13 protein-coding genes are annotated in these 18882 nt (G+C 40.3%); 7 read left to right on the top strand and 6 right to left on the bottom strand.

The features are described 5' to 3' along the window. The first annotated feature begins 141 nt into the window (after positions 1 to 141). The 5 genes from WAE64_RS10880 to panC all read left to right on the top strand — a co-directional run bounded on the left by WAE64_RS10880 (position 142) and on the right by panC (position 8156). A complete protein-coding gene (locus WAE64_RS10880) occupies positions 142 to 2847 on the top strand; it encodes a PAS domain S-box protein (RefSeq protein ID WP_340236399.1) in 2706 nt (901 codons plus the stop codon). 36 nt (positions 2848 to 2883) lie between these two features. Beyond that, positions 2884 to 3321 (top strand): response regulator, encoded by a 438-nt coding sequence (locus WAE64_RS10875; RefSeq protein ID WP_340236398.1) that lies wholly within the window; start codon positions 2884 to 2886, stop codon positions 3319 to 3321. Then, on the top strand, positions 3322 to 6867 hold the full coding sequence (locus WAE64_RS10870; protein WP_340236397.1) for a PAS domain S-box protein: 3546 nt from the start codon (positions 3322 to 3324) through the stop codon (positions 6865 to 6867). After that, positions 6842 to 7243 (top strand): response regulator, encoded by a 402-nt coding sequence (locus WAE64_RS10865; RefSeq protein WP_340236396.1) that lies wholly within the window; start codon positions 6842 to 6844, stop codon positions 7241 to 7243. The genes WAE64_RS10870 and WAE64_RS10865 overlap by 26 nt, the downstream gene beginning before the upstream one ends. Positions 7244 to 7313: 70 nt before the next feature. After that, complete coding sequence (gene panC, locus WAE64_RS10860; RefSeq protein WP_340236395.1) at positions 7314 to 8156, top strand: pantoate--beta-alanine ligase; 843 nt, start codon at positions 7314 to 7316, stop codon at positions 8154 to 8156. Between the two features lie 5 nt (positions 8157 to 8161). Here the strand turns inward: panC and WAE64_RS10855 are convergent, their stop codons facing one another. From WAE64_RS10855 to tsaE, 3 genes are all read right to left on the bottom strand, one after another. After that, entirely contained in the window at positions 8162 to 8566 is a 405-nt protein-coding gene (locus WAE64_RS10855) for a hypothetical protein (RefSeq protein WP_340236394.1), read from the bottom strand. Positions 8567 to 8712: 146 nt separating this feature from the next. Beyond that, the gene (locus tag WAE64_RS10850) at positions 8713 to 9930 is read right to left on the bottom strand and encodes an alanine dehydrogenase (RefSeq protein ID WP_340236393.1); all 1218 of its coding nucleotides are present in this window, start codon (positions 9928 to 9930) and stop codon (positions 8713 to 8715) included. Positions 9931 to 9961: 31 nt separating this feature from the next. After that, on the bottom strand, positions 9962 to 10366 hold the full coding sequence (gene tsaE / locus WAE64_RS10845) for a tRNA (adenosine(37)-N6)-threonylcarbamoyltransferase complex ATPase subunit type 1 TsaE (RefSeq protein ID WP_340236392.1): 405 nt from the start codon (positions 10364 to 10366) through the stop codon (positions 9962 to 9964). A 211-nt stretch (positions 10367 to 10577) separates the two neighbouring features. Between tsaE and WAE64_RS10840 the strand changes: the two genes are divergently transcribed. Both WAE64_RS10840 and rodA read left to right on the top strand, forming a co-directional pair. Continuing rightward, a complete protein-coding gene (locus tag WAE64_RS10840; RefSeq protein WP_340236391.1) occupies positions 10578 to 12554 on the top strand; it encodes a penicillin-binding transpeptidase domain-containing protein in 1977 nt (658 codons plus the stop codon). Between the two features lies 1 nt (position 12555). Further along, positions 12556 to 13842: a rod shape-determining protein RodA gene (rodA, locus tag WAE64_RS10835; protein ID WP_340236390.1), complete on the top strand. Its 1287-nt coding sequence runs from the start codon at positions 12556 to 12558 to the stop codon at positions 13840 to 13842. A 238-nt stretch (positions 13843 to 14080) separates the two neighbouring features. Here the strand turns inward: rodA and WAE64_RS10830 are convergent, their stop codons facing one another. From WAE64_RS10830 to WAE64_RS10820, 3 genes are all read right to left on the bottom strand, one after another. Beyond that, positions 14081 to 14950 carry a glycoside hydrolase family 16 protein gene (locus WAE64_RS10830; RefSeq protein ID WP_340236389.1) on the bottom strand — a complete coding sequence of 290 codons (870 nt, stop codon included), beginning with the start codon at positions 14948 to 14950 and terminating at the stop codon, positions 14081 to 14083. A 309-nt stretch (positions 14951 to 15259) separates the two neighbouring features. Then, positions 15260 to 17473, bottom strand: coding sequence for a TonB-dependent receptor (locus tag WAE64_RS10825; protein WP_340236388.1), 2214 nt, complete (start codon positions 17471 to 17473; stop codon positions 15260 to 15262). A gap of 232 nt (positions 17474 to 17705) precedes the next feature. Beyond that, entirely contained in the window at positions 17706 to 18866 is a 1161-nt protein-coding gene (locus tag WAE64_RS10820; RefSeq protein WP_340236387.1) for a hypothetical protein, read from the bottom strand. Between the last annotated feature and the right edge of the window lie 16 nt (positions 18867 to 18882).

Here is an 18882-nt window from a genome sequence, read left to right as displayed (position 1 = left end):
ATCATTCATGCAACAGTTTAGAAACTAACAAGGCTCTGGGTGAATAGGTTTTTTGGCGCGAATTGCTTAAATAAAGCTTTTCGAGTCTATACTTGTTTGTCTATATGCTTTTAGTTATAAAACAAACTTTTTGCTAAAGTAATGAGACACAAAACGTTAATGAGCAATATCGCCCAAAATGAAGAGAGTAAGAGAAACTTTGATGCAGGTATATCATTGGAGGCATCGGCGTTTAAAGAACTGGAAGAAAAGTTAGAGCTCTTGATAGTCAACACAGACGAATGTCTTTTGATTGTTGATAATAATCTTGATATTGTTACCTTCAATTACAGGTTTAATGAACTATTCAGGTTTTATTTCGGAAAACCCATACTGAAAGGGAGTAGCGTTTTGATGTATGTGCAACCTGAGCGTATTGAAGCACTACGAAAAATATATATTGATGTTCTGAACGGAGAACGAATAGAAACCGAGATTCAACTGCTGGCTCCTGATGGTTCGGTTTGTTTTTTTCTTAATAAATTTAAGCCAATTTATAACAAACATGGGGTTGTTATAGGGGCTTTTGTGTCTTCTTATGATATTACTATAAGTAAAAAAACAGAAGCGGCACTTCGCCAAAGCGAAGAAAAGTATCATTATATTATCGAAAATGCTCTGCACGGCTTTGTCTTTAGCGAGCTAAATGGTGCTTTGTTAGATGCCAACAAAGCTGCCTGCGAAATGTTTGGGTACTCTGTAGAAGAATTCAGGAAACTGAACTGGGATGATATATGTGTGCAAGACCAGCAAACTTTGGCTCAATATATAGAAGAGAGAGACCGTAACGGCAAAGTAAAAGGAGAGCTGATAGGTGTCCATAAAGACGGTAGGCATTTTCCATGCGAATTTTCAGCTATGGTCTATGACGATAAAAGCGGAATCAGTAAAATAAGCACTTTTATCAGTGATATTTCGGAGCCAAAAAAAATAAAGGCAGAACTAGAGCTAAGAGAACGCCGTTTTGCTTCGCTGGTAGAACATGGCGCTGATGGCGTAGCTATACTAAGCCCCGAAGGTAAACCTGTGTATTTGTCGCCAGCCATCGAAAAAATATATGGGCATACAGTAGAAGAAGCCATGAATTTCGATTTGTTTTCGGCTGTTTACCCCGACGACCTCCATGTGGTGCAAAGCGCTTGGGTAGAAATGATGCAAAAGCCGGGTGTGCCTGTTTTGGGTAAGGTTGCCAGAATCAGGCATAAAGATGGTAATTGGCGCTGGATAGAGGGAACGCTGATTAATATGCTTCACGAGCCAAGTATTAAAGGTATTGTTAACAATTACAGAGATGTAACACACAAGGTATTAGCCGAACAAGAAAAGGAGTTTGAAAGAAGAGATAAAGAAGCCCTGATAAATAATACAGAAGACCTGATATGGAGTGTTAGCAAAGATTTTAAACTTATAGCAGGCAACAAAGCTTTTATTGAGTCGATACGCCTAACTACAGGAATTATGCTAGTACCGGGCGACAACCTGCTGATGAAGAAATACTTCGACCGACGGTTTATAGGCTTTTGGGAGGGAATTTATAAAAGAGGTTTAAGAGGAGAATCAGTTAAAGAAGAATCGTATGTTACGAGTCTGGTAGGGGTGCCAAACTCATGGATAGAAATCCGTCTCAACCCCATTTATGAAAAAGACCTTATTATCGGTATAGCCTGCTATTCGAGAAATATTACGAAGCAAAAGAAATTACAGGATAGCCTGATAGAAAGTGAAGAAAAATTCAGGGCTGCCTTTCAATTTTCAGCTATTGGCATGGCTATTGTAGGGTTAGATGGTAGGTTTATCACCGTCAATGACAGCTTATGCCGGATAACTGGTTATACGGCCGAAGAAATGAAAAGTTTAACGTATCAGCAAATAACCCACCCTGATGATATTGAAATAGAAACAAAGTCTTTCAGAAGATTGCTAAGCGGACAGAAAGAGGCTCATGAGTCAGAAAAGAGGTATCTGCATAAAAACGGGCAGGTAATTTGGATACACATGGCAACATCGCTTGTGAAGCATAAGTTTGGCGAGCCTCTGCATTTTGTTTCACAGATAGAAGACATAACCAGCCGTAAAAGAGACGAGCTGCATCTGCTGAACCTGAATCAAAGGCTAAATCAGCGAGCAGAGCAACTAGCCGCCTCTAATGCAGAGCTTGAGCAGTTTGCTTACATAGCTTCGCATGATTTGCAGGAGCCGCTCAGAATGATTACCGGATTTCTGACTCAGTTAGAAAAAAAGTATAAAGAACAACTTGACGATAAAGCCAGGCAGTACATACACTTTGCAGTTGATGGCGCAACCCGTATGAGAACCATCATTCTTGATTTGCTTGAGTACTCTAAGGTAGGCAGAAAAGCATACGTGCTCGACTGGCTCGATATGAACGAACTGGTACAGGAAGTAGTAGAAAAAAATATTTGGCGAGATAAAGGCGTGCAGATAGAATGGAAAGATTTACCTAAGCTTTATGGCGCAAAAATGCCTTTACAGCAGGTAATGCAGAATTTAATATCGAACGCCATTAAATACAGAAAGAAAGAAGAAAAACCTCGTATTATTGTATCGGCCTCTGATAACCATAAACACTGGCAGATTTCGGTATCAGATAATGGCATAGGTATCGAAAAACAGTTTTTTGAGAAAATATTTGTGCTCTTTCAGAGGCTTCATCATAAAGAAGAATACTCGGGCACAGGCATTGGTCTGGCGATTTGCAAGAAAATCATCGAGAATCATAATGGGAAAATATGGGTCGAATCAGAATACGGTAGTGGAAGTACTTTTCATTTTATTATAAATAAATAGTTACTAAAATCTGCATACACAACTCCTTGATTTTATATGGAACCTATACATATTTTATTAGTTGAAGATAACGAAGGTGATGTTTTTTTAACCACAGAAGCCTTACATGAAAGTAAGATTAATAACCGTGTCAGCATAGTAAAAGATGGATGGGAAGCGATGCAGTTTTTAGAGAAGAAAGGAGCCTACGCAAACGTAAGTAGCCCTGACCTTGTATTACTAGATGTGAATTTGCCTAAAATGAATGGCCATGAAGTGCTGATGGCCTTAAAGGCCAACGAAAGTATTAGGCATATACCTGTGATAATGCTTACTACTTCTTCGTCAGACAAAGACATATATCTATCGTATAAAAATTACGTAAACTGTTATATAACAAAACCTATCGATGCCGGCGATTTTCTGAAAGTGGTTGCCTCCATCGAAAACTTCTGGATTTCTATTGTTAAGTTGCCTAAAGTTCTGAGTAATTAAATGTCAGTTTTTACGAAACAGTTAAATATTCTGGTTGTAGAGGATAACCCCGGAGATTTTTTCCTGATAGAAGAATATCTGTCAGATGATGTTCTATTACACAATATTTTTCATGTTAGAACCTTAACCGAACTAAAAACAAAACTACTCACAGACCCCACTTTTGATATCATATTGCTCGACCTCTCGCTACCCGACGGAAGCGGCGAAACACTGGTAAAAGAAGTACTGGGTGTTGCACAAGATATACCTGTTGTAGTGCTTACAGGCTATGCCGATAAAGACTTTGGTATTAAAAGTTTGTCGTTAGGCGTTGCCGATTATCTGCTGAAAGATGAGCTGAGTGCTTCCTTATTAACTAAAACTACACTTTATAGTATTGAGCGCCGAAGAATAAACGGTGTTTTGCAAGAATCAGAGAAAAGATACAAAGAACTATTTCATTTCAACCCCGTGCCTATGTGGGTTTATGAAGTGAGCTCCTTGCAGTTTTTAGATGTCAATCAAGCCGCTGTTGCGCATTATGGCTATTCTAAAGAAGAATTTTTGAAAATGACAATCCTGGACATTCGGCCAAAAGAATCGTTACCTGAGCTTAAAAAAACCATTGATACTATTAAGACACAAGGTAGCTCGCCCAAAAGAATATGGCGGCATCTGAAAAAAAATGGTGAGTTGATATATGTGGAGATTGAAGGAGATATGTTTGAATATAGCGGCAAAAAGGCACGTTTAATACTGGCAAATGATATAACCGAAAAGCTGGAAGTAGAAAATGCCCTGAAGCAAAGCGAGCAAAGGTTCAGAGCTTTGGTGCAAGATGGAGCCGACCTCATGACGATTATTGGCAGAGATGGCAAGTTCAGGTATGTGAGCCCGAATCATGAAACGATAGTAGGGTATCGGCCAATTGACTTACTCTATACAAAGGTTGTTGATTTTATACACGAAGAGGATAAACAATGGATGCTACTGGCTGTAAGCAGTTTTAAACTTAGAAAAAGTATAACGGTGCAGCCTTATAGATTCAGACATGCCAATGGCAGTTGGATTTGGCTCGAAACCACCATTACTAATTTATTGAATGACCCCGCTATAAAAGGCATTGTATCTAACTCAAGAGATATAAGTAAAAGGCTTGAAGCAGAAAAACAACTTAAACAAACCAACGAACGCTATGAGGCAGTAGCTCAGGCCACCAGTGATGCTATCTGGGATTGTGACCTCAGAACCAAAAAGACCTTTATTGCAGGGAATGGCTATAAAAAGCTATTTGGGTATCCGTATGTGAATGAGTACCTCGATATGGATTTCTGGGAACAGCACCTACACCCCGAAGATAGAGATAAAGCCATGAAGGCACTGGGAGAATCACTTGCAGAGGCAAGGTCACAATGTTCGTCAGAATACCGTTTTCTGAAAGCCGATGGAGACTATGCCCATGTACACGACAGGGCCTTTATCATATATGAAAACAAACAGCCCGTGCGAGTGCTGGGCGCAATGCAAGATATAACAACCCGGAAATATCAGGAGAGTATTCTTGAAATTGAAAAAGAAATATATGCCTATAATGCCACCGCCGGTGTGCCGCTCGACTTTATATTAGAAAAACTGATTCATGATATTGAGACACTTATTCCTAATTCGCTATGCTCAATAGTGAAGTTAAAAGATGGCAAAACCCTGCATCACATAGCAGGTAATTCGATTCCTGTAAAATATATTATGGCCATAGATGGAATGACCATAGGGCCACAAGTAGGCTCATGCGGAACAGCCATGTATATGGGCAAGTCGGTGATTGTAACCGATATTGAAAACGACCCTCTCTGGAAAGATTATAAAATAGTTGCTACAACCAACAACCTGTATGCCTGTTGGTCTATACCTATCAGAAAGGGCGATGGAGAGATAATAGGTAGTTTTGCAACCTATTATCATACCAAAAAATCGCCTAAGCCATACGAAATCAGTTTTATTGAACGTGCCGCCAATCTGGTAGGGGTCTTGCTCGAAAACAAAGAAGCAAGCGAAAAAGTTAAGCAATCGAAAGAACGCTACGATATTGTGATGAAAGCCACAAGCGATACCATCTGGGACCTGGATATTATAAAAAATCGAATTACTTACAATAAGGGCATTCATAAGGTTTTTGGGTATAATCTTGATCACATGGAGGTTGAAAATGTGCAGAACTGGTGGAAGCAATGTATTCATCCCGAAGATTTAAAGAAAGTAACTGATACACTCAACGATGTTTTTGAAGAAAGGAAGTCAATTATTCAGGTTGAATATCGTTTCAAATGTGCCGACGGCACATATAAATATGTGCTCGACAGAGGGTTTATCATTGCCGACAACGACCACAATCCGGTCAGGATTATAGGAGCTATGCAAGACATAAGCCGCCGGAAAGAAGAAGAAAATCGCCTACGTTTGCTAGAATCGGTGATTACGAATGCTACCGATGCCGTGTTGATTACAGAGGCAGAGCCACTCAATGAACCTGGCCCCGCAATAGTATATGTAAATGATGCATTTACAAAAATGACTGGCTATACCCGAGACGAAGTAATTGGTAAAAGCCCTAGGTTTTTGCAGGGAAAAAACACCAGCAGAGCCGATCTGGACAGATTAAAAACTGCATTGACCAATTGGGAGAGTTGTGAGCTTGAACTGGTAAACTATAAAAAGAACGGTGAAGAATTCTGGATAAATCTCTCGGTAGCGCCTATGGCCGATAATATCGGTATTTACACCCATTGGATTGCCATTCAGCGAGATATAACTGAGCGCAAAAACAGAGAAATTGAGCGAGAACAACTTATTAAAGAACTTAATAATAGTAACGAAGACCTCCGCCATTTCTCTTATATCACTTCACATAATTTTAAAGCTCCGCTTTCAAATCTTATAGGTTTCCTTAATTTGATAGACGAAATACCTATTGAAAACCCGGTACTGACGCAGATTATACAAGGCTTTAAAACCTCTACCCATTTATTAAACGATACCATAAATGATTTAATAAAGATTCTTGTTATAAGAGATAGCGATTCAATTGCGCTGCACAACATTTCATTTGCAAAAATGATGCAGCAGGTAATAACACAGGTTCAAAACCTGGTAAATGAGTCAGATGCTGAAATAAAAACAAACTTCAGGAGTGCGCCTTCGGTTGTTTTTAACGAAACCTATCTTGAGAGTATCTTGCTCAATCTGCTTACTAATGCCATTAAATACAGGGCTTATGACAGGCCATTGAAGATAAACATCACTACTAAGCATGAGACCGAATATGTGGTGCTATTCTTTGAAGACAACGGCATTGGAGTAGATTTAGAAAGGCACCGTGAGAAAATTTTTGGCCTTTATCAGAAATTTCATGACCGCCCCAACAGTAAAGGTATGGGGCTGTATTTAATCAAATCTCAACTTGAAACTTTAGGTGGAAACATAGACGTAGAAAGTACAGTAGATGTTGGCACCAGATTCATTTTAAAATTCAAATTAAGAAATGATAAAAAAACTATTTTGCATTGATGATGACCCAACGACGTTGATGCTTATTAAGATGGTAACAGAAAAAGCATCTTTTGCTAAAGAAGTAGTTACGGCTTCGAATGGCAGAGAAGCCTTAGATTACTACCAGAACCTGGCTGCGCAACCGGCAGAGCAGAAGGCTAATTATCCGCAATTGATTTTCCTTGATTTAAACATGCCATTTATGAATGGCTGGGAGTTTCTCGACGAGTTTGTCAGAGACTGGTATCAGCTCTTTCCTGATACCAAAGTGGTGATTCTGTCTTCGTCGGCTAACCCGGTCGATAAAGAGAAGGCCAAGCAGTATCCAATTATTATCGGGTATATATCAAAGCCCATCACGGCCGACTTATTGAAAATGTTGGTTAAGAAATAAACTGAATTTGCTAAATTTGGCTCCCAAAAACAGAGCCTGAAAAGCAGGCTCGAATAACCCGAAAAGCGAAATGCAGATTTTCAATACAATTGCAGAAACACAAAATTACCTTAAAGCTCAACAAAAAGCCGGCAAAACCATTGGTTTTGTGCCTACAATGGGGGCTTTGCATACAGGGCATATCTCTTTGATTGAGTCATCAAAAAAAGAAAATGCTATTACTGTATGCAGTATTTTTGTAAACCCTACGCAATTTAATAATCCTGAAGATTTAAAAAAATACCCCCGAACGCTCGAAACAGATTGTGAAATGCTGGCAAAAGCCGGATGCGATGTAGTGTTTGCGCCTTCGGCCGAAGAAATGTATCCTTCGCTGCCCAAGCTCAAATTTGATTTCGGAACTTTGGAAACCGTAATGGAGGGTAAATTCCGCCCGGGGCATTTCAATGGGGTTGGTATTGTAGTTTCAAAATTGTTCAATATTGTTAAGCCTGAGAAAGCCTATTTTGGCTTAAAAGACCTGCAACAAGTGGCCGTGATACGGCAGATGGTAAACGATCTGAGCTTTGATTTAGAGATTATACCTTGCCCTACACTAAGAGAGGCCGATGGGCTGGCTATGTCGTCTCGAAATACACGCTTATCGGCCGAAACCCGTGCTTTAGCCCCTCACATTTATCAATTATTAACACTTGCCAAAGAGCAACTACAAAGCGGTGCAAGCGCGGCAGAGACACAAGCTTTTGCCACAGATTATTTCAGGAATTACCCTGCATTTGAACTAGAATACCTCGAAATAGCCAACTTCGATACGCTCGAACCTGTTACTCAGGCTGATACCGCTGGTAAAACAGCTATTTGTATTGCTGCATTTTTAGGCGGTGTTCGCCTGATTGATAATATTGTTTTCTGAGCAGCTTAATCTTCGGGGTACGGCACGTATACAAAGCCTGCAAACTCGTTTTCAACAACAAACAGGCAGCAGTATTCTTCAGGATTTTTGTAGTTTTCTTTAAACAACTCAATCGATTCTTCGCCTATGAGGTTTCTTTGCACAAACTCATTAAGAAAAGAAGCTTTGTAGTCGAACTTAGTGTTGAAATCTGTACGGCTGAATAATAGCTGGCCTACCTCAACCTGGGTTCGGGTTACAATAAATATTGGGTTTTCAGAGAAACCACGTTTTCTTATCTGGTAAGAAGCTTCTTTCAGGTGGTCGGCTACAATCACGAAGTCTTCCGACACCTTACCCATTATTTTCTTGTCTAATTCCGGCGAATTAGCATCATCTAAAATTGTATTTTCGTTTGAATGATTTATCATAAATTTTTTAAAATTTAGTGAATGTATTAATTGTGAATGGCGAATAGCGAATTAGCGAATAATTGTGCTACATAGTGCCACTTGTGTACATGGTGGCAAACGTTTTTAATTTATTCGCTAATTCGCCATTCATTATTCACTATTTTCTACATCCTCGCTGCAATCAAAAGCCCCAGGTCTTTGTAGCGTAAATTGAAGCGTTGCGCAATCGGAAGATTAGTTAAACTTCCTTTATAACTGTATACTCCTTTAGTAAACCATTGTTTGGCAAAAATCATTTCCTCAATGCCACCAACGGTGCCTGTTTTTAATAAAAAAGGTGTAAATACGTTGCTCAGAGCAATGCTGGCCGTATGCGCCACACGAGAAGCAATATTAGGCACACAATAGTGCGTTACACCGTATTTCTGAAAAGTAGGCTGTTTGTGCGTAGTCATTTCAGAGGTTTCAAAGCAGCCGCCCTGGTCAATAGAAACATCTATTATTATTGAGTTTTTCTTCATGCGGGCCACCATCTCTTCTGTTACTACCATTGGTGCTATGCCATCTTCGGCACGCATCGCTCCAATTACTACATCAGCCCTCGAAAGCTCGGCCATAAGGGTTTCAGAATCAATAATAGAGGTATAAATCTGTTGCCCAATGGTGTATTTAATACGCTGCAAGCGATAAATATGCTGGTCGAACACCTTTATTTCGGCACCTAATGCGTGGGCAGCTCTGGCGGCATATTCGCCTACAGTTCCTGCACCCAGAATCACTACTTTGGTTGGGGGCACACCCGTAATACCTCCCAGAATAATCCCCCGGCCGTTGTGCACACTGCTTAGTAATTCGGCTGCTACCAGCATTACTGTATTTCCGGCTATTTCGCTCATGGCTCTTATAATGGGTAAGCCACCTACTTTATCTTGTATCAGTTCAAAGGCAATGCCAGTAACCTTTTTTTCGTTGAGCCTCTCAAAATATTTTCTTTCAAGGTTAGTAATTTTAAGTGTGGAGATAACCGTCTGGTCGCTTTTCAGATAGCTGATTTCTTTTTCTGTTAGTGGTTCAATCTTCAAAATTAAATCAGCCTCAAAAACCTCTTCCGGCGAGTACACAATGCGGGCTCCGGCCTCGCTATACTCATTGTCCGAAAACTTGGCACTATCTCCGGCTCCTGTTTCAAGGGTTACTTCATGGCCATTTTTTACCAATAAGCTTACAGCCTCAGGCGTGAGGGCAATCCGGCTTTCTTGCAGCGAAACCTCTTTTGGCAAACCTATAAAAAGGCTTTTTTTGCCTTTTTTGATAAGTGCCGGTGATTCTTGCGTATAAAGTACAGATTGGCGCGCCAGTTCGGAAACAGATTGACCTGTCATAGGTTATTACGTTTAATTACTTAGCTTTGAATTAATTCAATTGCAAATTTCGGCTATTTTCGTCAATAACCGTTATCTGAATAGTATAACAATTTTCGGGCAGAAGAGATTCTACTTTTTCGGCCCATTCTAGCAGGCATATATCGCCCGAGTCAAAATATTCTTCAATACCAAAGTCGAGCGCTTCTGATTCACGTTTTAATCGATAAAAATCAAAATGATAAATAATATTGCCTTCGGCTGTCAGGTATTCGTTCACAATCGAGAAAGTAGGGCTTTGCACGGCACTCAGCACACCTAATTGTTTACAGATAGCCTTAATGAGGGTTGTTTTGCCCGCGCCCATTTCTCCTTCAAATATCCAGATGGTTTTATCGCCTGCCTGCCCGATAATTTGTTTTGCAATCTCTTCTAAATCTGTGATATTGTAAATCATTTTGCCTGTGATTTTCTGATTTTATTGCAAAAATCGTATAAATCCTTAGAAAATTTCCAATCTTACTCCAATAAAAAAGTTTTCATAAAAAATTCATCTTTTTCTTGGCAATAAATATGTTTTTGTCTTGTTTTTTAGAGAACTTTGTTAGGCGATTTAATTATATGGAATTAATCCTCGTGTTATCCTAAAAGTTTTTTGACGTAATTGTATGTTTCAGGACCGTAAGCAAATCATCCTAAGCTTTTTCTTTATCATTTGCGGAGTTTATCTCAGTCGATTACTGTATTTACAGGTAATCGATGATAGATACCTTACAATTGGCTCAACAGCCATAAAAAAGCAGGTGCAGGTACCGCTACGAGGGCAAATCTACGACCGCAATGGCAAACTTCTGGTTGCTAATGTTGATGTTTACGATATGTACGTAACCCCTTACAAAGTAAAAAATATTGATACTGCTATGTTTTGTGGTTTGTTTGGCGTTAGCAAAAAATATTTTGATAGCACAATGGCTGTTGCCAAAACTTATTCTCGTAACAGGCCATCTTTGTTTTTAAGACAATTATCTAAAGAAGATTACGCACGGGTGTCTGACGCCATGATGCACTTTCCGGGTTTTTCGTTTGAACTATCGTTTTTTCGTACTTATCCGGCTCGTACAATGGCTAATGCCCTGGGTTATATAGGCGAGATAAGCAAAAAAGATTACGAAGAACAGAAAGAAGAATATTATAGAAGAGGCGACTACGTGGGTATTACGGGCCTCGAAAAACAATATGAAGCAGAGTTGAGAGGCAAGCGTGGAGTAAAGTTCAGAATGTTTAATGTAAAAGCCGAAGACAAAGGCTCTTATGCCGAAGGAGAATATGATACGCTTGCGGTAATTGGTAAAAACCTTTACACAACGGTTGACGTAGAAGTACAACAACTAGCCGATAGCCTATTTCAAGGCAAAACGGGGTGTGCTGTGGCAATTGAGCCTAAAACAGGAGAGATTCTGGCTATGGGTTCGTATCCGTACTATGACCCTAACATTTTGTCGGGTAAAGAATTTGCTAAAAACTTTAAGGAATTATATAAGAACCCCGATAAGCCGCTGAATGATAGGGTTGCAACAGGGTTTTTCCGTCCGGGGTCTACTTTTAAACTGGTGCAGGCTTTGGTTGCGCTGCAATTAGGAGCTATTGACCACTCAACGGCTTTTGCACTAGGTGGTGCTCCGGTGAAATGCCACCCGCATCCGGGTTCACCAAACGATTTGCATAATGCTGTTCGGTTTTCATGTAATCCTTATTTTTATCATGTTTTCCGTAAAACAATGGCGTTTGGTAATGAAACCAATCCTTTTAAAGAAGCACCCATTATGCTTACCAAATGGCATGAAATGACCTCGAAGTTTGGTTACGGACAAAAACTAGGCATTGATTTACCATCAGAGTCGGCAGGGCTATTGCCAAGTGTGAAGTATTACGACAAACGTTACGGAAAACACCAATGGAAGTTTTCTAATATCTACTCTTTGAGCATTGGTGAAGGAGAAGTTTCGGTAAATATGTTGAAAATGGCTAATTTAGCAGCAACTATTGCCAACAGAGGCTACTGGATAACCCCGCATCTGGTAAAAGGTATCGGCCAGAACTCGAAGGGGATTGATGCATCATTAAAAGAAGTACACCAGACAGACATAGACCGTGTGCATTATGAAGCTGTTATAGCCGGCATGCAAGATGCAGTTGAAAGAGGCACTGTAAGTGGAGGCGCCGGAATTGTACCGGGTATTGCCATTTGTGGTAAAACGGGTACATCGCAAAACAAAAAAGGGAAAGATAATTCAGTATTTATCGCTTTTGCGCCTCGTGATAACCCCAGGATAGCTGTAGCCGTGATGGTACAGAATGCGGGCTTTGGTGGTAGTTATGCCGCACCTATTGCTACTTTGATGATTGAGCAATACCTGAAACGCAAAGTAGAACGGATTGCCCTGAAAGAGCGAATGATGAACACCAGTATAAGAACAGTAGAAGCAATGGCCGCCAAAGGAGAGGTACTTCCGATCAACAAGCCATCAGAAAAGCCAAAACCTGCCAAAGAACCAGAAACCCCGCAGAAAGAGGCACCAAAATCAGTAAAAATAGATTTAACAATACCAAAAGAAAAACTTATAGCACCAAAGAACACAAAGTAATATGGCACGTGACATTGATATTAGAGAAGGAATTGACTGGACTACCGTTTGGCTTTATGGAGCCTTGGTGTTTTTTGGTTGGTTAAACATTTATGCAGCGGTTTATAACCCCGAGGCATCGACCCATAGTTTTTCAGACATTATCTCTCTTTCGCACAATGCCGGAAGACAGTTTATGTTTATTGTAGCATCGTTTTTTCTGATACTGATTATTCTTTTCGTTGACTACAAGGTGTACGATTCGTTTGCCTATATTTTTTATGGGATTATAATACTAGTGCTCATAGGAACCATATTTCTGGCTACCGAAATTAAAGGCTCACGCTCATGGATTAAAATCGGAACGTTTTCGTTTCAGCCTGCCGAGGTGTCAAAAGTAATTACGGCATTGGCTTTATCAAAATACCTGAGTACGCAAGGGGTAAGTATCACTAAATTTCGTGATGCCTTTGTGGCTGGTGTAATGGTATTTCTGCCTCCGGTTATTATTATTATGCAGAAAGAAACAGGGTCGGCACTTACTTTTGCTGCTTTTGTAGCGGTGTTTTATCGTGAAGGTTTACCGGGTATCTATCCTGCATTGGGTATTGCCCTGGTTATCTTGTTTATATTTACCTTGTTTTTCCCGCAGTGGTATATCATTATAGGCATTGTTGTGCTCTGTGCTTTGTTCTGGTATTTGTTCCTGAAACGCTATGAACGAACCCAGCAGAACTTGTTCAGGCTTATTGGGGTATTTGTTATTGCTTCTCTTTTTGTATTTGGTACAGATTTCTTTATCAATAAAGTATTACAACCGCATCAGCAAAAGCGTATTCAGGTATTGGTGAATCCTGACTCCGACCCGCTTGGCGCAGGGTGGAACGTAACCCAGTCCAGAATTGCCATCAGTTCGGGAGGTGTTATTGGTAAGGGTTATCTGCAAGGTACGCAAACCAAGTTTGACTTCGTGCCTGAGCAATCGACCGACTTTATTTTCTGTACAGTAGGCGAGGAGTGGGGCTTCTTGGGTAGCTTAATTGTGATATTGATTTTTGCTGCCTTACTTAATAGAATCATTAATCTGGCAGAAAAACAGCGGAGCAAGTTCTCTCGTATCTATGGCTACTGCGTGGCCTCCATTCTGTTTTTCCACTTGCTGGTAAACATCGGTATGACCATCGGTCTGATGCCCGTTATTGGTATTCCTTTACCATTCCTGAGCTACGGTGGTTCGTCCTTATGGTCGTTTACCATCTTGTTATTTATCTTCCTGAAACTCGACGCTCATAGAAGTTATAAAGTGTAATTGTATTGAAATCATAGAATACCTCACCCTCTAAATCGCCTTCTATCGATTAAGATTTAAGAAATAAACGTTCTCTGGAATGCGTAGTTTTGTAGAGACAGGGCACTGCCCTGTCTCTACTTTGCACACTCTGGAAAATCATTTTGTAAAAAATTAAAGAACGTTTATTTCTTGAATTCTAATCAAGAGAGGGAGACTTTGAAGACCATCTGTCGGAGGCGTTTTATTAAACTCTTTTCTATTTTTTCTGATAGATTCTTACATAATCTACTTCGTATTTTATCAAATCGCTGGCGGGTTTGCCTCCGTTGCCACCCAAGGCAAGGTTTAACAAAAGATATTGTTCTTCTACAAATGGGTTGCTGCCATCGGCATTAATGGTTTCGCTGAGAGGTGTTGTGTTCAAGAGTTCATCGTCCAGATATAGCTTAATGGCATCTTTATCCCAGTCCATGCGCCAGATATGGAATTTCTTAGACCAGTCTTTGTCTTTTGCCAGAAACTTAGCTAAAGGTATTTTTGCTTCGTCCCATTTAGCTACATATTGTTTATCTGTTCCCCAGGCAACATTAGCCAGAATAGTAGCTACACCTTTTACACGATAAAACTCCATAATATCAATCTCACCATTTGATGGCCAGGGTTTGTTTATGCCTAATGTCCAGATAGCAGGCCAAGAACCCATTGTTGTATCAATACGGGCACGGACTTCTACACGGCCAAATTTCCATTGTTTCAAGCCTCGGGTCTGGATACTGCTTGAGGTATATTCGGCATATTCTCGGTTGGTGCGCCAATCTTTACTATCGGCTACATAATTTGGATTTTTGATGCTTTCTTTGCGACCTTCAATGAGCAGAACGCCATCTTTACAAACAGCGTTATCGGGCTGGTACCACTGTAACTCCTGATTTCTGACAAAGCCCTTTTCGTAACGCCAGTAGTTTGGGTCGGGCTTGCCATTGGTGTTAAATTCATCGTTCCAGATGAGCTTCATGCCTTTTATGGCTTTGGGTTTAGAGTAGTCGGGCTCAAAGACATTCGATTTCTGCGCATAAGTATGCTGACAAGCCAGCAAAGCTATTGCCACAATGATACTTTTCTTCATAGAGATTGATAGGTGAGTTTTGGGGTAAAGTTCTCACCTTTTATTCAGAAAAGTAGACAGATGCCAATAAAATAATATTATTCTTTAACATAGTGAATGAAATTGAGATATGACATCCCTACGGGATACAAAATTTTCAGTGTATGTTTTCTACCGATATACCGTTCCTCTGGAACTTGAAAAATGACAAATTTTATATTCCGTAGGAATGCTATATTGGTAGAAAAATTATGCTTTTTGAGTATCTATATCCCGTAGGGATAATATATTTCGATTTCCCTTACATGATATTTGTTATGAATTTCCCGATCAGAAGATATTCAACCTTGCGCCTACAAAACCTCTGATGCGTTGCATGGGTGCGTAATTGTAGCTAGGGTCAAATTCTTCGCTGAATGGTGCATCAGCTCTGAAAATGGGATATTTAGGCAGAAAATTCGTAAAGTTTTTTAAACCTCCATAAATCTGCAAGCCATTTTTAAAACGCTTGGTAGCCTGTATATTATGAATACCAAACCAAGGCGAATATTCAGGGCGGGTATCGCCGTATTCACGTACTATGGGCAAGCGCATAGGGCTGTAAAGATTGCCTGTCAGATCGAAACTTAGCTGTGCTTTTTCAAATGAATAACTGATGGCATAATTACCCGTAAAGTTAGGCGTCTGTATCTGGTTTATCTTCAATTCCCGGCTTTCAACTCTATAAACTTCCATTAAAGTGCCACCTATAAAAGCCTTCAAGCCGGAGGTAAAAGCAAACTCGGTATTGAAAGCTACCCCTTTCGAAATCCCGTATCCATTCAGGTTATCGTACACCACTAGCTCAGGGTCTTGGTCGTAGTCGGCAATGATTTTGTTTGAGAAATACGTATAAAAAGCATTGAACTGAATATTGCCATAGCCTTTTGCAAAACTGAAAAACTTCTGGTAGTCGAGATTGGCGTTGTACGAACGCTCTGGTTTTAGCTCGCTTTTAATCAATACTTTTCGTGAGCCTGTAAGGGCGGCGTGGTCTTCGGAGAATAGATTTACTACCCGATACCCATTACCGAGGCTCAGACGGAAGATATTGTCTTTATCAGGCGAGAATTTCCAGTTGAAGCGGGGTGTAAATATACCGCCATGTTTAGAGTTATAATCATAGCGCACACCTAACAGAAACTTGTTTTTAGAACCTGCACTTATTTCGTCTTGAATGAATACACCCGGTAGCCAGATACGGTCAGGCGCATTTTTGTAGTCTGGGGTTTGGGTGATAAGCGTGTTATCGTCATAATAGGTATTGCGGATAGTTGCACCGAAGAGCGCATCGTGGTTTTTAGCCAGCTTTTTATCCCACAATAGCTGCCCGAAAGCAATGCGTTGCAAGGCCAGATAGCGGGTTACGCCATAAACAGAATTCTGGTCGTGTTGGTTAATCGAGAAATTGAAAGTTACTTTTTCGTTCTCAAAAGGTAATTGGTAATTACCTAATAACTCCCAGCGTTTGGTAAAAATAGATTCGCCATATACTTTATCACCGCCCCGGTCACTTCGTTGCCATTGCATTTGTCCGCCGAAACGGTCTTCGTACACATAGCGGGCCGCCAGATTGAAAATCCGATTTTGTGGGCGTTGAAAAGACCATTTATTAAACAATGAAACCCGATTTTGTAGGGTGATGTCAGTAAAATTGTCGTTGTTTATATCAACTCTGTTGTTGAACAGAAAGTAATTTCCCGAAAACAGCGCAGTAGCTTTGCCGACTTTGGCTTTTATGCTGGCATCAAAATTATTTTCAAGATAAGAAGTTGTATTCCAGTCGAAATTGAATTTCGGGGCTTTTCCCGGGCTTTTGGTAATTACGTTAATCAGACCACCCACAGCCTCAGAGCCATAAAGGGTAGAAGCAGGGCCTTTCATTACTTCAATACGCTCAACCATTGAGTTCGGAATACCGCTCAGGCCATAAACCGTAGACAATGCCGATACTATAGGCATACCATCAATCAGTACCATTGTATAGGGGCCTTCCATGCCATTTATGTGAATATCGCCTGTGCTACATACATTACAATTAAGCTGTGGACGCACACCATTCACCATCGAAAGTGATTCGAAAAGGTTGGGCGTTGGGTTTTTTCTGAAAAACGTCGGATTTAGTATCTGAATAGGTGCTGGCGACTCGTTAATGGTGGTTTCTTTCATGGTGCCCGTAACAACCACCTCGTTTAGCTGTGCGTTTTCTTCTTCTATCTCAATCAATACATTGTTCGATTTTTCGGCCGATACATTTACGGTAAGGCTTTTGGTTTTATACCCTACGCTAGTTATCTGAATTGTTTGCAGGCCATTTGGGGCATTGGCAATAATAAACTTGCCTTCTTCATTGGCTTGTGTGCCAATTGTGGTATTTACGACTTGGATACTTGCAAAACTGACAGGCTTATCTTTGGAGACAACAGTACCTCTTATTTCTCCTGCAAAAGCAGGGAGTATTCCGTAAATAGCTATATAAATAATAGTAATAAATAATTTTCTCATATTACCCTAATTTAATTGTTTTCTGGCTTTATGATTCAAAATTAGAATTATAAAATTAATTTTCAAAATATTACTAAACATATTTTTAGATAAAACTAAATATGTTACAATGTTGCAAAAATGAAATAAGGGTTTTTAGTGTTGAGATAGATGCTATCAATAACAAAAGCCACCCGATTGAGGTGGCTTTTGTGTAAAGTACTGTATGCTGCTGTAGGAGATTTATCAAGATTTAATACCTGTCATAAAAGCGTTTGATTCGGCTTGTTACCTGGTCATAAATAGGCTTGGTAAACTCAATAAACAATTGTTGCGGTGGTGGTGGCAATTGCTCACGGCGTTGGGCTAAAGCTCTGTCGGCTGAGGTAAGCGCACGTTCGTCGCCATTATAAGTAGCCCATTCATTTACCCATGTATATTCGCCGGGAATCTCTTCTCTCGAAAGTACTTTATTAGTCTGAAAATCGAAGATTTCTAATGATAAAATTCCTCTCGAACGCACCGCTTTACGAGAGCGAGTGAGTTGCGCTTTTACTTTGCCATATACAGGCACTTTTTTGCCATTGATAGTTGCCTCGCCTGTTTTTACACTGTCTTTGCTGGTTACAGTCTGGCGGTCGTTGGTAACATTGGTTTCGCCCACTACAAAATCGATGAACTCTAATCTCACAATCTGGTCAGGTTTCAATTTTACAGATTTGGCTTCTTCGGGCGAGTAGAAACGTATGAATTTATTCATGCGGCGATTGGTGCGCAGAAATTCATCTATGCGGCCTTGAAAATATTCGTTGCTGTATTGATATAAACGAGAGTTGATTTTAGGTTGCTCGAGCACCACATGAAAAGAGCCGGCATTAAGGGCATCTTCCATAAAATTTGGCAAATCGCGGTAATTAGGAGCAAAGGTAGAGATTCGCTCAAGGTGGTTATAAGCGGCACGGGCCGACTCACGGCTTGGCATTGAGCCAGTGCGAGGTCTCATTAAGTCAGTTGCCAGTGCGTAGCGCTCAGCGGCGGCGTTTTCACGGGCTTCGTCTTCTTCTCTGAAATAGCTCTGTGGTGTTACCATTCTGCGGCAAGCGGTGCATTTATCAATAACTCTTTGCATATTGTTGAGCTTGCTGTAATAGTCCATCACGGTTTCCCAACGAAACTGCTGATTGGCGTTTTTTGTGCGCTCTATGTCTCTCAGAAACTCTTTCTCTGCATTACGGTAGGCATCTGGTAATACAGCAGATGCTTTGCTGTTGTCAGAATCTTTGGCGAGTTTTTCAGCCGATTGTAAAACGGCCTCATAGTAATTGCCTTGCTCTAGTGCTTTGGTACCACTTTTTGAACATGAAGAAAGATAAACGAGCGCAATAATTGTAAAAGAATAAATAATAGTACGCATGTAAGTTATTAATCAG

The sequence above is a fragment of the Emticicia soli genome, assembly GCF_037860775.1.
Lineage (GTDB): Bacteria > Bacteroidota > Bacteroidia > Cytophagales > Spirosomataceae > Emticicia > Emticicia soli.
This window is presented reverse-complemented; position numbering and strand designations above follow the sequence as displayed.

What these genes read in the sequence shown, in the direction of transcription:
- WAE64_RS10865 (WP_340236396.1), top strand. Translation starts at nt 6,842, where the DNA reads ATGATAAAAAAACTATTTTGCATTGATGATGACCCAACGACGTTGATG.
- WAE64_RS10825 (WP_340236388.1), bottom strand. Translation starts at nt 17,473, where the DNA reads ATGAGAAAATTATTTATTACTATTATTTATATAGCTATTTACGGAATA.
- rodA (WP_340236390.1), top strand. Translation starts at nt 12,556, where the DNA reads ATGGCACGTGACATTGATATTAGAGAAGGAATTGACTGGACTACCGTT.
- tsaE (WP_340236392.1), bottom strand. Translation starts at nt 10,366, where the DNA reads ATGATTTACAATATCACAGATTTAGAAGAGATTGCAAAACAAATTATC.
- WAE64_RS10820 (WP_340236387.1), bottom strand. Translation starts at nt 18,866, where the DNA reads ATGCGTACTATTATTTATTCTTTTACAATTATTGCGCTCGTTTATCTT.
- WAE64_RS10855 (WP_340236394.1), bottom strand. Translation starts at nt 8,566, where the DNA reads ATGATAAATCATTCAAACGAAAATACAATTTTAGATGATGCTAATTCG.
- WAE64_RS10840 (WP_340236391.1), top strand. Translation starts at nt 10,578, where the DNA reads ATGTTTCAGGACCGTAAGCAAATCATCCTAAGCTTTTTCTTTATCATT.
- panC (WP_340236395.1), top strand. Translation starts at nt 7,314, where the DNA reads ATGCAGATTTTCAATACAATTGCAGAAACACAAAATTACCTTAAAGCT.
- WAE64_RS10850 (WP_340236393.1), bottom strand. Translation starts at nt 9,930, where the DNA reads ATGACAGGTCAATCTGTTTCCGAACTGGCGCGCCAATCTGTACTTTAT.
- WAE64_RS10875 (WP_340236398.1), top strand. Translation starts at nt 2,884, where the DNA reads ATGGAACCTATACATATTTTATTAGTTGAAGATAACGAAGGTGATGTT.
- WAE64_RS10870 (WP_340236397.1), top strand. Translation starts at nt 3,322, where the DNA reads ATGTCAGTTTTTACGAAACAGTTAAATATTCTGGTTGTAGAGGATAAC.
- WAE64_RS10880 (WP_340236399.1), top strand. Translation starts at nt 142, where the DNA reads ATGAGACACAAAACGTTAATGAGCAATATCGCCCAAAATGAAGAGAGT.
- WAE64_RS10830 (WP_340236389.1), bottom strand. Translation starts at nt 14,950, where the DNA reads ATGAAGAAAAGTATCATTGTGGCAATAGCTTTGCTGGCTTGTCAGCAT.